A 14912-nucleotide genomic window follows, 5' to 3' on the forward strand; every position below is an offset into this window, starting at 1 on the left:
TAAGGTTAAAAATGTATTTTGATTACTATTTAGAAGAAATTCAAAAAATGTCGCTTTCTATGTTTAGAAAAGGTTTTTTAGGGATTTTCCATGGTTCAATTTCTGCAAGATTAGAGCAAGATAAATTTATAATAAATAAAAAAAATGCAGTTTTTGATAGTTTGCGAAAAGATGATTTGATTATTTTAACATCACAAAAAGACTATAGATGGAATGAAGCAAGTATTGATAGTTATACTCACTACAATATATATAAAAACATTTATGAGGCAAAATATGTATGTTATGCAATGCCGCCAAATGTAATAGCTTATAGTTTAAATAATAGTGCTATAGTCCCAAAAGATTACTATGGTGCTATAAATTTTAATAACATTGAAATTTACGATCCAAAGCAGTTTGATGATTGGTATGAAAGAGCTAGCATTGAAATTTATAGATATATGATAGAAAAAAATACAAATGTCATAGTTATAAAAGGTTATGGAATATTTTGCTATGGCAGGACTATATATGAGCTTGCAAAAAATATAGCAGTACTTGAAAATAGTTGTAAGTTATTAAATTTAAGTAAAATTTAACTAACTTTCTTGTTAGTAAAAAAGTTTAAATATTTTAAAATATAATGCCGAATTTAAGCTTTTTTAAACACTAAATTATATAAAATATTGAATTGATTATTTGTATTTGTTAGTAAAGGGAAAAATTTATTATGATAACATGGATGCAAAAAAATAAGAAATATCTGGTTGTTACTATATGGATAAGTACTATAGCTTTTGTTGGTGCTGGTTTTGTTGGTTGGGGTGCTTATGATTTTAATTCAGATAGATCAAAATCTGTTGCAAAAGTAGGTCATAGAACTGTTAGTATAGAAGAATTTCAACAAAGGTATTCTAATTTTTACAATTATTATAACAATATGTTTGATGGGAAATTTACAAAAGAACAAGCAGAGCAGATGGGTCTTGACAACATTGCTTTGCAAAATTTAATACAAGAAAGTTTGCTTTTAAATTATGCTGATGATATAGGTATAAGAGTGAGCGAAAAAGATATAGCTAATAGTATAATAAAAGATGTAAATTTTCAAAAAGATGGTGTTTTTGATAGATCTCTTTACGAGAATATACTTAAAACAAATGGTATTAAACCAGCAAAATTTGAAGAGAGTTTAAAAAAGACAATATTATTGCAAAAACTATTTAATGCATTAAATATCCCATCATCAAAAGATGATATTGAAATGTTAGCTTCTTCTTTTTTTATGCAAGATAGGGTGGCTATAGATGTTGTAACGCCAGATAAAAATGTTAGCATAAATGAAGAAGGACTTAAAAAAACTTGGGAAGAAAATAAAAATAAATTTCAAACAGAGAAAAGTTATGAGCTCAAAGCTCTTTATATTCCTAGTATAAATGTTGATTTAAATGAAACTGAACTACTTGCATTCTATGATGAAAATAGAGGAAACTATAGAGATATTAATGATAAAATATTAGAGTATAAAGAAGTGAAAGATAGTGTTAAACAAGATTACAATATGAAAGAAACTAGAAAAATAGCTCTAGAAAAATATGTTGAGTTTAAAAAAGATACAAATATTGCTAATCAAAACTTACTTGTAAAAGAAAGTAATGCAACTTTTCCTGTTGTAGAGTTAGAAAATGCAAAAGCTAACGATATATTAAAACCATTTGAATATGATAATGGTTATTTAATAGCTAAAGTTGAAAAAGTAAATTTGCCAAAGCCTAAAACTTATGAAGATGCAAGAAACGATACTATGGATATATACATGGCAAAAATAACAAAGAAAAGTTTAGAAGATAAAGCAAAAAAATCTTTAGAGAATTTTTCTGGAAAAGATATTGGTTTTATAAGTAGAGATACGAAAAAAAGTTTTGATAATATTACTGAGAGTGAGTTTCAAATTTTTGTTTCACAGTTATTTGAACAAACTAACAAAAAAGGTTATATTCTTTTAGATAAAAAAGCTATAGTATACGAAATTTTGGAACAAAATTTGCTTAACAATAACAAGTTAGTTGAGTATAAAGATATGCTAACACAAAGTTCAAATAGTTTGATAAATGATGAGTTAAATTCAGATCTTGTAAGCTCGTTGTTAAAACGTTATAAAATTGAACAATATTATAAAAGGTAGTATATTATGACGATATTAGGGCTAGATATTGGCTCAGTTCATATAAGAGCTGTTAGTGCCGAGTTAAACAGTGATAATGAACTAAAAATTACAGGCATTGGCAAAGCACCTTCTGAGGGCATAAAAAAAGGTGTAATAACAAACATAGAGCTAGCCTCAAAGTCTATCAAACAAGCTTACGAACAAGCATCTTTGATATCTGGTGCACAGTGTGATAAGGTTGTGGTTTCTGTTAGTGGTGCTTATGTAAAAAGCGTAGATAGTGTTGGTGTTATAACAATAAGCAATACAAAAAGTGATAAAAATGAAAAAAATAACGCAAATGGTTCAAATATAGGTATAAATCAAATAAGTAGAGCCATTAAAACAGCTATGTATAATGCTACAATTCCTCCAAATTATGAGAAATTACATGTTTTGCCATATAATTTTAAAGTTGAAGAACAAAATGATATAGAAGATCCACTTGGTATGTGTGGATCTAGATTGGAAGTTTCAACGCATATAATTTTAGTTCAAGTTGGAACTCTTGCAAATCTTAAAAAAGTTATAGAAAATGCGGGAATTGCTGTTGATAATATAGTATTATCTGGTTATGCATCTTCAATAGCAACTTTAAATAAAGATGAAAAAGAACTTGGTGCAGTTCTTATAGATATGGGCGGTGCAACTTGTAATATGGTTATTCATTCTGGAAATTCAATAAGATCAAATGAATTTTTGAGTGTTGGTTCTGTAAATATTACAACAGATCTTTCCGTGGCTCTTCATACGCCTATGGTAAATGCTGAAAATGTTAAACTAAAATATAGAGATTTAAAACTTCAAGGAAGTGATATTATAGAGCTTCCAGTTCTTGCAAATGAACAATCAATGCATGAAGTTTCTTTAAATGTTATTGAAAAAGTTATTTATGCAAGAGCTGAAGAAACCTTAATGATACTTGCCAAAATGCTTGAAAAAACAAATTTGAAAAATCTTGCAAGTGCTGGAATTGTATTAACTGGTGGTATGACAAAATTAGACGGAATTTATGAACTTGCTTGTGCTGTGTTTAATAATATGCCTGTTAGAATGGCAAAACCAAGAGAGCTTTCTGGATTAGTTGAAGTTTTAAGAGATCCTGAAAATTCTTGTGCCATTGGTTTATGTATGTATGGAGCTGGTCAATTTACGCCATATGAGATAGATTCAAATGGAAATATGAGATATAAAGGTGAATTTAATGCGTCTTTAAATAACGCAAAGAGTTCAAAATTTGATATTTCAAATTTTGAATATGAAAATAACAACAACGATTTTTCTAAATTTACTAAAGATAATGATAAAAATGAAAATGAAATTAAAAACATAAAAGAAGACAAAAGCGGTGTTTTAAGCGGTTTAAAAAAAGGACATCCGGACATAGGCTTACCAAAAGAAGAGATGGAACTTAACATATTTGCTAAAATTTGGCAAAAACTTGGACAAATTTTTTAGAGGAGAATTACATATGGGCAATTTTACTGTTGAAGAAAATAAAAAAACATACGGAGCTAAGATTAAGGTTATAGGTGTTGGCGGCGGCGGCGGTAATATGATAAATCATATTATAAGAGAGGGGGCAAATGTAGAGCAAGTTGATTTAATAGTTGCAAATACTGATGCACAAGCTTTAGATGGATCATTTGCTAAAACTAAAATTCAACTTGGAGAAAAGCTTACAAGAGGTCTTGGTGCTGGAATGACTCCAGATGTTGGAAAAAATTCGGCCGAAGAAAGTAGAGATGAGATAAAAAGTGCATTAGAATATTCTGATATAGTTTTTATAGCAGCTGGTTTTGGTGGAGGAACTGGAACTGGTGCAGCTCCTATAATAGCAAGTATTGCCCAAGAAATCAATGCATTAACCATAGGTGTTGTAACAACTCCATTTCCTTTTGAGGGCAAAAAGCGTAAAACAATAGCTTTAAATGGTATTGAAGAATTTAAAAAAGAGTGTAATTCCGTTATTATCATACCAAATGAAAAACTACTTGGATTGGTTGATAAAAAAGCTAGTTTAAAAGATTGCTTTAAAATGGTTGATAGTGTTTTAGCTAAAGCTGTTTGTGGTATGTATTCTGTTATATTAGAACATGGTGAAAGTGATGTAAATGTTGACTTTGCAGATGTTAGAAAAGTTATGTCAAATAGAGGATTAGCCATCATTGGTGTTGGTGTTAGCGATGGAGAAGATGCCGCAAATGAAGCTATAAAAGAAGCCATATCATCTCCTCTTTTAGATAATTCATCTATAGATGGTGCAGTTGGCGTTCTTGTGCATTTTAAAATTGGTCCACAATGCTCACTTTTTGAGATAACTGCTGCAATGAATTTGGTTCATGAAGCTGCTGATGAAGATGCTATAATTATATTTGGAACAACAACTGATTCAAATGTAGTAGATAATAAAGTTGAAGTTACTATAATAGCAACTGGTTTTAAAGGTAAAAACGAAGAATTAAAACCATCTGAAGCTGAAATTAAAAAACCAGAAAGTTTGCTAAGATTAAAAGTTAGTGGCGGATATGATGAATTTGATATAGCTCAAGATTTAGATAGACCTGCCTATACTAGATATAATATGGATTAAATTCTTTTAACTCTCCTCTTATAAAATATCATGGTTCATTGCTATGATATTTTATATTATAAAAAACATAATATTTTTTTATTATTTAAATTTGTTAGTTAAATTATGAATGATAAATTATTAGTTTTATAAAAAATTTATGAAATTTAAGTCAAATTCCATAAATAAAATTCTCAATAAATTTAAAATTGATAAATTTTATTGTGAAATTATTTTGTATGAGATAGTTATATGAAGTATTAGCATTATTTGGTATCGAGAACTATTGCGACAAAGTAAAGATTATTTTATTTAAAAAGTATTTTTTTAAATAAAAATTATTATATACTAATAAATATTTATTTTATATATTTATCAATAATTATAAAAATTGGCTTTTTCATATCTATTATAAATGATAAAATAGAATTTAGAAATATTGATATAAAGATTATAATTTAATTTGGCGATTTAGATTAATCACCAAATATTAAAATTTTATAGAATAGAAAAGACTAGTGACGCAATAAATAGTATGAATAATCCAAAAATCATATTGGGTCTTTGAAATTTATTTGCTGTTTTTAAATCAGAATTTGGAATAACTGGTATAACAGTAGCAAGTGCAGCTACAGGACCTCCAGTTAGATAATATTGTGTCATAGCACTACCGCCGGCAGCCATAACTGCAAGTCCTAATGGTGTAGTAGTATCTAAAGCAAGTGCTGCTTGTAAAAATGGTATATTTATAGCAACTGATGCAGCGTTGCTTTGTGTTACAAAACCAGCAAGAGCGGATACTAAAAGCATACTTTGAAGTGAGGCGTAAGTTAACATAGGTGTAAAAATTTCACCTATTAAATTAGCTAATCCTATTTTGTCTATAACTCCACTCATAAATAAAAATCCTATTGTTGCAACAAGGGGTGTTGCTATTTTGCTAACACCTTCTAACATATCTTTTTCACCTTTTTTAAAAGTCAATATAGATAGTAAAATTGTAATTATTGCACTTGTTATACCGACTATAAATACTGGAAAGCCAGCTATAAATCCCATAAAAAGTATTACAAAAGGTAAAAAAGCTTTATATTATTTGAACTGTTTTAAAATTCTTTTGCAATTTTTTTCTTATCTTCATCTGAAATAAAAATTCCATCCCGTTTTTGTTGTCTTTTTTGTCTTATAAAAGCACAAGCAAAAACACAAAGACTAATTATAGTTCCTATAACATTTATCATACCAAATCCGATATTAGATACAGCAACTACTGCAACTTGTGTTGGATGTGTAAAACCACCATAGTTACCTAAAATTCCAGCATGACCATGAATCCCAGCAGATTTATTTGGATCTACGCCAAGTTTTGTAGAGGCTGTTCCTGTAATTACGGCAGTTATTGCTGGCTGTGTAAATCCAGTCAGCATACCTATAACACCAGCCGAGATTCCACCTGCAGTCGCTACACCAGCACCACCACCTAATTTATTACCAAGTCTAACTATACTAAAAATTATAACATCCATAAAACCGCTTGCTTGCATAACACCTATAAACATTAAAATACCAGTCATATCAGCTATAACTGGATTTAAACTACTATTAATCAGTGATGTTAGAGAAACAACATCTTTTGCACCAGTAATAGGAAAACCAGCTACTATTGCACTAATCGCAGATCCAACTATTGCTGTTGTGTATAGTGGAGTTTTTCCGCTAATCATCAATAAAAGTGTGAAAATCATAACACATTGTGCTGCAACTAACATTTTTACTCCTTTGAAATGTACTTTAAATATTTGGCATTATACAATAAAATTTTAAAAATTATATATAATATTTAATATATTATATAAAAAATAATAAAATATGTTACAATACAAAAAAATATTAAAACTAAAGGAGAAAAAAATGATTAAGCCTAAAATTTCAATAGGTGCATTAGGCGGAACAATTTGTATGAGTTCAAATGGAAATAATAATGGTGCAATACCTACTTTTGGTGCAGATGACTTAGTAAATGTCATTCCATCATTAAAACAAATAGCACAAATACATGCCAAAACCATTCTTTCTTTACCAAGCGGAAGTTTAAAAATCAAGCATTTATTGGAGATTTTTAAATGGGCAAAAGAACAAATTAAAAGTGGTGCAAATGGAGTTATTATAACGCAAGGAACAGATACTATTGAAGAAAGTGCATTTTTCTTAAATTTAATATGGGATGAAGAAATTCCATTAATCATAACTGGGGCAATGAGAAATCCAGATAATATTAGTCCAGATGGAGCAGGAAATATATATGCTAGTGTTCTTACTGCTTTAAGCGAAGAAAGTAAAAATAGGGGTGTATTAGTTGTATTAAATGATACTATCCATAGTGCAAAATGGGTTCATAAAAGTAATACTTTTTCTATACAAACATTTATATCTATAAATGCAGGAATTCAAGGTGTTGTAGTAGAAAATTGCGTAAAATATATAACTCATGCTGGTAATAGAAAAATTTATAAATTTAATGATTCTATCTTTCCAAAAATAGAAATTATTACAAGTTGTATAGACAATGATGCACGAACAATTAGGTTATTAACTGATGCTAAGTTCGATGGAATTATTATAAATGGAGTTGGTGCCGGACATGTATCTTATGATATGTCAGATATAATAAAGGATATAAATTTACCGATAGTAATAGCATCAAGAGCAGAAACTGGGATTTGTGCTACAAAAACATATGGGTATAAAGGTTCAGAAATTGATTTGATAAATCAAGGTTGTATTATGTCTGGATGGCTATCTGCAATAAAGGCTAGATTGTTGCTTATGGTTTTAATTTCAAATAAAATGGATTTAAAAGAAATAAAAGATGAATTTGAAAATTTTAATAATTTAATATAAGTATTTTATATTTTCATTATATATAGTATAATTTCGCTATACAAAATATAATTAGGATGTGTGTATGTATAGCGAAAGACCCAGAACAACTACTGATTTTATAGTTGATAATTTAAGTAAAGATATTTTAAGTGGAAAAATAAAAACAGGAGATAGGCTTAGACAAAATGAAATTTCTCAAAAATTTAGCGTAAGTGCAACTCCAGTAAGAGAAGCTTTAAAAATTTTAGCAGCAAAAGGATTTATAAATTTTGATCCATATAAAGGTGCAATAGTAAAAGAGTTATGTTACAAAGATGCTAATGATATTTATGAACTTAGAATTTTGTTAGAAGAAAAAATTATGAAAGATGCTTTTAAAAGTTATGATGAAAAAAATTTCAAAAAAGCTATAGATATACAATCTGAGATTGAAAAGTGTTCTGACTTAAACAAATGGGCAATACTAAATGCTGAATTTCATAAATGTTTTTGGGAAAATCAATCTGGAAGAAGAATTTTTAGTATTGTTGAAGATTTAATGACTTCATCAATACCATATGTTTCTTTATCATTATCATACAACAATAAGCATATAAGTATATCAAATAATGAGCATAAAAAAATCATCCAAGCTTACAAAAATAAAGATTTAGAAAAATTACTTTATGAGTCAATATCTCACACAAGAAAAACAAAAGAAATACTTTTTGAAGCTATAAAAAATACATCAAAAATATGATTTAAATTATTTAATTATATTAGCAATAAATTTCAATTAATAAGATAAATATACTAATTAATTTTTATTGTGTTTCTTATTTTTTATTATAAATTTACATATGATTGATTATGCTTGCATTATATGCAGCGCCAAAACCATTATCTATATTTACAACGCTGATTCCATTTGAGCAACTATTTAGCATTGATAACAAAGCAGAAATTCCTCTAAAATTCGCTCCATAACCAACACTTGTAGGAACTGCTATTATGGGAGAATTAACAAGTCCCGCAATAACACTTGGCAAAGCCCCTTCCATTCCAGCTACAACTATTAAAACTTTTGCTTTTTGTATCTCATCAAGTTTTAGAAAAAGTCTGTTGATTCCAGCAACTCCAACATCTATGATTTTTATGGCTTTATTTCCTAGAAAAATCGCTGTTTCATAGGCTTCTTCAACTACAAAACTATCAGATGCCCCTGCTGAAACTATTGCTATATAGCTCTTTGTTTGTTTTATTTCTTTGTTTATGATAGTTATTATTTTGCCTCTGTCATTAAATTTAATATTTTTATGATGATTTTTTAGTTCATTAAAAACCTCAACATTACTTCTTGTTATTAATATATTTTCATCGTTCATATTTTTTGTTATTGCTAAAATTTCATCCTTAGTTTTTTGAGCCCCATAAATAATTTCAGAATTACCATTTCTGAGCACTCTTTGTTTATCTATTTTGGCGCAACCAATATCATGAAATGGGTAATTTTTAAGAATTTTTATCACTTCATCACTGCTTATATTATCATTTTTTATATCGTTTATTAATTTTAATATTTTTTCTTTATTCAAAATAATATTTCTCCTCTCATACCTTTTAAATCAAGCAAAATTTGACCATTTTCTATAAAATTATTTATCGATTTAATTATATTTTTAAAATTTCTATCTTGTATAAACACAGCCATTTGATTATATGGCATTTCAATTTTTATATCTTTCCCATCAAACCTAGCTCTTACTTCTTTATATCCACTTTTTTTAAGTAAATTTTCAATATTTTCAATTGAATTTATCTCTATTGTGCTAAATTTATAATCGTGTGGCATTCTTGTTAAAAGACATGGTGATGATGGTTTGTTGTAAGTTTCTAAATTTAGTATTTTAGAAAATTCTCTTATTTCTAATTTACTAAACTCTTTTAATGGCGATAAAATTCCAAGCTCTTTTATGACTTTCAAGCCCGGTCTATATTCGTTTAAATCATCCTTGTTTGTGCCATCTGCTATATTGGAAAAACCAAGCTCACAAGCTTTGTTTAGCAGTGTTAAGAAAATCTCTTTTTTGCACAAATAACATCTATTTTTAGGATTATTTTCTATACTTTTTATATTTTTTATTTTTACAATTTTGTGATTAATTTTATATTTTTTTGCAAAATTAATGGCTTCGTTTATTTCTCTACGTGACATATACATAGTATCAATGGTTATAGCTAGAAATTTTTTTCCAAGCAGATCGCTTGCTACTTTTGATAAAAACGAACTATCAACTCCGCCTGAAAAAGCGACTATTAAATTTTCTAAATTTGAGATATTTTGTTTAAGATTTTCTAATTTTTCTATATTCATTTAGAATTTCTTCTTTGATTTTACTTATTGGAACATTGTGGTTTATGGCTGCTTTTTTGCAATCATCAAATTCCGGTTTTATTCTATAATTTTTTTCATCTATTTTTGATACTTTAATATTAATTTTCCCATATTTTGTAGAAATTTGTAAAATTTCTCTTTTTAATTCAGTTTTTTTTATCTGATACTCTCTGGTTCCTATAGATGAGGTATGATTAAATATAATATCTTTTAATTTTTTCACATCTTTATTGTTGCATAGCACGGAAAGTTTAAAGCCAATTCTTCCTTTTTTCATAAAAATGGCGTTACTAAAAACATCCAAAGCACCGCCATTTAAAAGTTTTTCATATACATATGAAAAATCTTCTCCACTCATATCATCAACATTTGTTTCTATTATAGTTTGATAAATTTGATTTGTATCTTTTTTACACAGCATTATTCTTAATAAATTTGGGAAATTTAAATCCTTTTTTCCAGCACCATATCCTATTTTTTGAATTTCAAAATTTTGTATTTGATTAAAATTTTTAACCAAAGACTTTATTATAGCAGCACCAGTTGGAGTTGTGAGTTCAAAATTTGTTTTTCCTAAACTTATTGGAATATTTTTTAATATTTCACAAGTTGCAGGAGCTGGTGCGTTTAAAACCCCATGTTCGCATTGTATAACTCCACCACCAAGTTCTATATGAGAACTATAAATTTCATCAACTTGTAATTGTTCCAAACATATTCCACAAGCGACTATATCAACTATTGAATCTATTGCTCCTATTTCATGAAAATGAATATCTTCTAAATTCATATTATGAACTTTTGCCTCAGCACCTGCTATAATCTTAAAAATATCAATGGATTTTTCTTTTACAAAATCAGATAAAGATGAGTTTAGTATTATGTTTTTTATCTCTCTAAAAGTTCTTGGATTTGTATACTGCTTGGTGCAAATAACATCAAATTTAGTTGCACTTATGTCGCATTTAATCACTTTTTTGTGTGATATTTTAAACTCATCATTCAAATTTAGCTTTGAAAGTTCATTTTGTAAAATTTCAAAGCTAACGCCAAGTTCAAGCATAGCACCAACATTCATATCCCCACTTATGCCAGAATTACAATCGTAGTATAAAATATTCATATTTTAGGAACAGTCATAGAGCCAGCTGGCAAAATTATAACCTTGGCATCATTCCCAAGTTCTTTAAAAGCGTCGTTCATAGCTTTTTGTAAGTTGTGATATGGTTTAAAATGGACTGATTTCATCTCTTCATCACTCAAATCGGTAATAGCCCAAGTTTTTGCATATAGTGAAATTTCTGCCATTTTAGCAGCTTTATGGTATCCAAGCTTGTATTCTTGTTTTATTTTTTCTAGTACTTTTTGCGCAGTTGGTTGTGAAGCCATCAAATCAAAAAATGGTTTAGGTCCAATTCCGGTTCTGCATTTTGCTACTGTTATTAATATACCACCATCTTTAACGGCCAATTTTCCATTATCCATAGCTTTTTGAGATTGATATAAATCAACATCCATTGGATATGGTGCCACAGATATTACAATATCTGCTTTTTGTGGTATATTTACACAAAAAACCTCATCTGCTTTTTTTATACAATCATAAAATGAATCGTTTAAATCTCCAGTGCTGACATAATAAATTTCATGTTCTCTATCTAAAACGCTCATTATTGCAAAAATATCTATATTTTTTAAAACTTTCATCGCATCAACCATATCTTCATGGACTGGATTTCCATCAAGTTTTAAAGCTTTTGCATCATGACTAAGAGCCAATTTATGATTTTGTGTTATTGTTTCATATGACGCAGTTCCAGGCAAAAATGATTTTCTTCCGCCTGTGTATCCTGCAAAATAATGTGGTTCAACAGAGCCTATTACTATAACTTTTTTTGCATTTGCTACTATTTCGTTTAAATACATTTGAGTTTTATTTTTTGATTCACCTAAATATACCATTTTATCTAATTTTGCATTATGGCTGTGAATTTCGTTTTTTTGTTTTAACTCTTTATAAATTTCTTTTGAAAAAATCATTTCATATTCGTCTTCGGTTGGATCTCTGTGGCAGCCATTTGCTATTATAAATACTTTATTTTTATTTTTGATTTTTGGATAAATTTGACTTAGTATTTTAGCTGTTGGAGTTGGTCTTGTTCCATCGTTTACTATAATAACAATTTTATCTTTTGTATCTATAAAATTATCAAATGATTTTTGATTTAATGGATTTTTTAAGCCATTGTTTATAGCTTCATTTTCATCAAATTTATCAACTAAGTTTGGTTCATATATTCCTATTAAATTTTGTTCGTTTATATTTAAATCTAATTTTTCATATTTTCCATAGTTTATAAAAATATTCATATTGTCCCTTAAATTTAAATTTTATTTAGCTATAATTATCTTATTATTTTGCTTTAAAAACACTTAATATATTTTGTTTTAATACGATAATTTATTTCATAAAATATAGTTTAATTAAATATAATATAATTTTATTATAAATAAATTGTATTATTTTATAAATTTAAAGATTTTTTTAATTTATAAAATGATAGAATAATTATGAAATATTTTATAATAAATAGGGAGCGAATATTATGTTGTCTAGCTTAGGAGAAAGCGCACAATTTATAATACAATTAATTGTTGTGCTTGGTTGTTTATTTTTATGGTGCCAAAAAGGGTGGTATGGCACTTGGTATTTTAGGTGGTATTGGATTAATAATACTTGTTTTTGGGTTTAACTTGCAACCAGGAAAGCCTGCTACTGATGTTATTCTTACGATATTGGCTGTAGTTGTAGCAAGTGCTACATTGCAAGCAAGCGGTGGGCTTGATGTTATGTTGCAGATTTCTGAAAAAGTTTTGAGAAATAATCCAAAACATATATGTATTCTAGCTCCTGTTATTGGCTGGATTCTTACTATACTATGCGGAACAGGACATACTGTTTATACATTGCTACCAATTATATACGATATCGCTATTAAAAGTGGTGTTAGACCAGAAAGACCATTAGCTGCTACAACAGTTTCATCGCAATTAGCTGTTATAGCAAGCCCTGTTTCTGTTGTAGGTGTTTCTATGGTTACTATTATTTTAAATCGTGGCGTAATAATTGATGGATTTACTAGTTATGTTGATTTAATAAAACTCACCATACCAGCTACTTTAATAGGTGTTTTTGCAATAGGCTTTTGGTCAATGTTTAGAGGAAAAGATTTAGATAAAGATGAAGAATTTCAAGAAAAAATTAAGAATTCTGATCTTAAAAAATATATTTATGGTGAAACTGCTACTGTTTTAGATAAAAAACTTCCAACAATAAATTGGGTTTGTATGTGGATATTTCTAGCTGCAATTGCAATTGTTGCACTTGTAGGATATTTTGATGAACTTCGCCCTGCATGGCCTAATGCAAAAGGTGTTATGAAACCACTTGGAATGACTCCTGTTATACAAATTTTTATGCTTTTAGCAGCGGCCATTATAATGATAGTTTCAGGAATTAAATCATCTAAGATTTCAAAAAATGAGATTTTTCAAAGCGGTATGATAGCATTAGTTGCTATATATGGAATTTCATGGATGGCTGATACTATGTTTAAAGCTCATATGGATCTTTTGACGGCAACTTTAGGTGAGTGGCTAAAGGCTTTCCCATGGGCTTATATTATCATTGGTATTTTAATTAGTAAATTTCTAAACTCTCAAGCAGCATCAGTTGCTACATTTGTTCCACTTGCTTTAAGTATAGGAGTTGATCCTGGTATTGTTATTGCGTTTGCTGCGGCTAATTATGGTTATTACATACTTCCAACATATCCAAGCGATCTTGCTGCTATTCAGTTTGATAGGAGTGGAACAACAAAAATAGGAAAATATGTTATCAATCATAGTTTTATTCTTCCAGGATTAATAGGAGTATTTACTGCGTGTGTTGCTGGCTATGTTTTAGCTAAAATGTATGGTTATCTTTAATATTGAAAAGTCATGATAGTTTTTATCGTGACTTTTGATTTAAAAGAAAGGAAAAATATGAAAGTAGTTAAATATAATGACATTGTAGAAAATGTTGCAAAGTTATGCAAAGAAGCTTGCTGTATCGTTACACCTGATATGAAAGAAGCTTTTTTAAAGGCAAAAGAGAGTGAAAAATCTCCTCTTGGAAAAAGTATAATAGAAAAAATTATACAAAATTCTGAAATTTCGGCTAACACTGGCGTTGCTTTGTGTCAAGATACTGGAATGAGTGTTGTATTTTTAGAAATTGGTCAAGATGTAAAAGTTGAGGGCGGATATATCGAAGATGCTATAAATGAAGGCGTTTCAAAAGGATATATTGATGGTTATCTTAGAAAATCGGTTGTAAATGATCCTTTATTTGAAAGAAAAAATACAGGTAATAACACCCCTGCTATTATCCACACAAGGATAGTTAAAGGCGATGTTTTTAAAATAAAATTAGCACCGAAAGGTTTTGGAAGTGAGAATAAAAGTGTGCTTAAAATGCTTGTCCCTGCTGATGGTATAGAGGGTGTTAAAAAAGTATTTTTAGAAGCTGTTAAACTAGCAGGTCCAAATGCCTGTCCTCCTATGGTAATAGGTGTAGGAATTGGTGGAACTATGGAAAAAGCTGCACTTTTAGCTAAATTTGCAGCTGCAAGATCTGTTGATAGTAAAAATAGTGATGAAAGATATGCTAAATTTGAAGAAGAGCTTTTAGAGCTTGCTAACAAAACAGGTGTTGGACCTCAAGGACTTGGTGGTACAACTACGGCTTTAAAAGTAAATGTAGAATGGTATCCAACTCATATAGCTGGTCTTCCTGTGGCTATAAATATAAATTGTCATGCAGCAAGACATGCTGAATTTGAATTGTAAGG

13 protein-coding genes and 1 pseudogene are annotated in these 14912 nt (G+C 28.6%); 8 read left to right on the plus strand and 6 right to left on the minus strand.

What is annotated here, in order from left to right; translation table 11 throughout:
* Positions 1–11: 11 nt before the first annotated feature.
* From CSPT_RS03650 to ftsZ, 4 genes are all read left to right on the plus strand, one after another.
* Complete coding sequence (locus CSPT_RS03650; protein WP_089182347.1) at positions 12–581, plus strand: class II aldolase and adducin N-terminal domain-containing protein; 570 nt, start codon at positions 12–14, stop codon at positions 579–581.
* A 131-nt stretch (positions 582–712) separates the two neighbouring features.
* Positions 713–2167: a peptidylprolyl isomerase gene (locus CSPT_RS03655; RefSeq protein WP_089182348.1), complete on the plus strand. Its 1455-nt coding sequence runs from the start codon at positions 713–715 to the stop codon at positions 2165–2167.
* 6 nt (positions 2168–2173) lie between these two features.
* Entirely contained in the window at positions 2174–3646 is a 1473-nt protein-coding gene (ftsA, locus tag CSPT_RS03660) for a cell division protein FtsA (RefSeq protein ID WP_089182349.1), read from the plus strand.
* Positions 3647–3659: 13 nt separating this feature from the next.
* A complete protein-coding gene (ftsZ, locus tag CSPT_RS03665) occupies positions 3660–4781 on the plus strand; it encodes a cell division protein FtsZ (protein ID WP_089183309.1) in 1122 nt (373 codons plus the stop codon).
* A 477-nt stretch (positions 4782–5258) separates the two neighbouring features.
* Here the strand turns inward: ftsZ and CSPT_RS09245 are convergent, their stop codons facing one another.
* Both CSPT_RS09245 and CSPT_RS09250 read right to left on the minus strand, forming a co-directional pair.
* Entirely contained in the window at positions 5259–5819 is a 561-nt protein-coding gene (locus CSPT_RS09245; RefSeq protein WP_235610084.1) for a hypothetical protein, read from the minus strand.
* Between the two features lie 47 nt (positions 5820–5866).
* Positions 5867–6529, minus strand: coding sequence for a hypothetical protein (locus tag CSPT_RS09250; RefSeq protein ID WP_235610085.1), 663 nt, complete (start codon positions 6527–6529; stop codon positions 5867–5869).
* Positions 6530–6671: 142 nt separating this feature from the next.
* Between CSPT_RS09250 and CSPT_RS03675 the strand changes: the two genes are divergently transcribed.
* Complete coding sequence (locus CSPT_RS03675) at positions 6672–7661, plus strand: asparaginase (RefSeq protein ID WP_089182350.1); 990 nt, start codon at positions 6672–6674, stop codon at positions 7659–7661.
* Positions 7662–7725: 64 nt separating this feature from the next.
* Positions 7726–8382 (plus strand): GntR family transcriptional regulator, encoded by a 657-nt coding sequence (locus CSPT_RS03680; protein ID WP_089182351.1) that lies wholly within the window; start codon positions 7726–7728, stop codon positions 8380–8382.
* Between the two features lie 94 nt (positions 8383–8476).
* Here the strand turns inward: CSPT_RS03680 and larB are convergent, their stop codons facing one another.
* Genes larB through CSPT_RS03700 form a run of 4 tightly spaced genes read right to left on the minus strand, consistent with a single transcriptional unit; the run spans position 8477 to position 12387 of the window.
* Positions 8477–9217, minus strand: coding sequence for a nickel pincer cofactor biosynthesis protein LarB (gene larB / locus CSPT_RS03685; protein WP_089182352.1), 741 nt, complete (start codon positions 9215–9217; stop codon positions 8477–8479).
* Positions 9214–9996, minus strand: coding sequence for an ATP-dependent sacrificial sulfur transferase LarE (larE, locus tag CSPT_RS03690; protein ID WP_309543854.1), 783 nt, complete (start codon positions 9994–9996; stop codon positions 9214–9216). The genes larB and larE overlap by 4 nt, the downstream gene beginning before the upstream one ends.
* Positions 9968–11140: a nickel pincer cofactor biosynthesis protein LarC gene (gene larC / locus CSPT_RS03695; RefSeq protein WP_089182353.1), complete on the minus strand. Its 1173-nt coding sequence runs from the start codon at positions 11138–11140 to the stop codon at positions 9968–9970. Before larC ends, larE begins: the two co-directional genes overlap by 29 nt.
* The gene (locus tag CSPT_RS03700; RefSeq protein WP_089182354.1) at positions 11137–12387 is read right to left on the minus strand and encodes a lactate racemase domain-containing protein; all 1251 of its coding nucleotides are present in this window, start codon (positions 12385–12387) and stop codon (positions 11137–11139) included. The genes larC and CSPT_RS03700 overlap by 4 nt, the downstream gene beginning before the upstream one ends.
* 236 nt (positions 12388–12623) lie before the next feature.
* Between CSPT_RS03700 and CSPT_RS03705 the strand changes: the two are divergent.
* Together CSPT_RS03705 and CSPT_RS03710 are read left to right on the plus strand one after the other, a co-directional pair.
* A pseudogene (locus tag CSPT_RS03705) lies at positions 12624–14007 on the plus strand (anaerobic C4-dicarboxylate transporter).
* Between the two features lie 57 nt (positions 14008–14064).
* Entirely contained in the window at positions 14065–14910 is an 846-nt protein-coding gene (locus CSPT_RS03710; RefSeq protein WP_089182355.1) for a fumarate hydratase, read from the plus strand.
* Positions 14911–14912: the final 2 nt, after the last annotated feature.

This window comes from Campylobacter sputorum subsp. sputorum (genome assembly GCF_008245005.1).
GTDB classification, from domain to species: Bacteria; Campylobacterota; Campylobacteria; order Campylobacterales; family Campylobacteraceae; genus Campylobacter_F; species Campylobacter_F sputorum.

Excerpts from the sequence above, each read along its gene's own strand:
- CSPT_RS03655 (WP_089182348.1), top strand. The coding sequence starts at position 713 with ATGATAACATGGATGCAAAAAAATAAGAAATATCTGGTTGTTACTATA.
- CSPT_RS09245 (WP_235610084.1), bottom strand. The coding sequence starts at position 5,819 with ATGGGATTTATAGCTGGCTTTCCAGTATTTATAGTCGGTATAACAAGT.
- ftsA (WP_089182349.1), top strand. The coding sequence starts at position 2,174 with ATGACGATATTAGGGCTAGATATTGGCTCAGTTCATATAAGAGCTGTT.
- larC (WP_089182353.1), bottom strand. The coding sequence starts at position 11,140 with ATGAATATTTTATACTACGATTGTAATTCTGGCATAAGTGGGGATATG.
- CSPT_RS03710 (WP_089182355.1), top strand. The coding sequence starts at position 14,065 with ATGAAAGTAGTTAAATATAATGACATTGTAGAAAATGTTGCAAAGTTA.
- CSPT_RS03650 (WP_089182347.1), top strand. The coding sequence starts at position 12 with ATGTATTTTGATTACTATTTAGAAGAAATTCAAAAAATGTCGCTTTCT.
- CSPT_RS09250 (WP_235610085.1), bottom strand. The coding sequence starts at position 6,529 with ATGTTAGTTGCAGCACAATGTGTTATGATTTTCACACTTTTATTGATG.
- CSPT_RS03700 (WP_089182354.1), bottom strand. The coding sequence starts at position 12,387 with ATGAATATTTTTATAAACTATGGAAAATATGAAAAATTAGATTTAAAT.
- CSPT_RS03680 (WP_089182351.1), top strand. The coding sequence starts at position 7,726 with ATGTATAGCGAAAGACCCAGAACAACTACTGATTTTATAGTTGATAAT.
- ftsZ (WP_089183309.1), top strand. The coding sequence starts at position 3,660 with ATGGGCAATTTTACTGTTGAAGAAAATAAAAAAACATACGGAGCTAAG.
- larE (WP_309543854.1), bottom strand. The coding sequence starts at position 9,996 with ATGAATATAGAAAAATTAGAAAATCTTAAACAAAATATCTCAAATTTA.
- CSPT_RS03675 (WP_089182350.1), top strand. The coding sequence starts at position 6,672 with ATGATTAAGCCTAAAATTTCAATAGGTGCATTAGGCGGAACAATTTGT.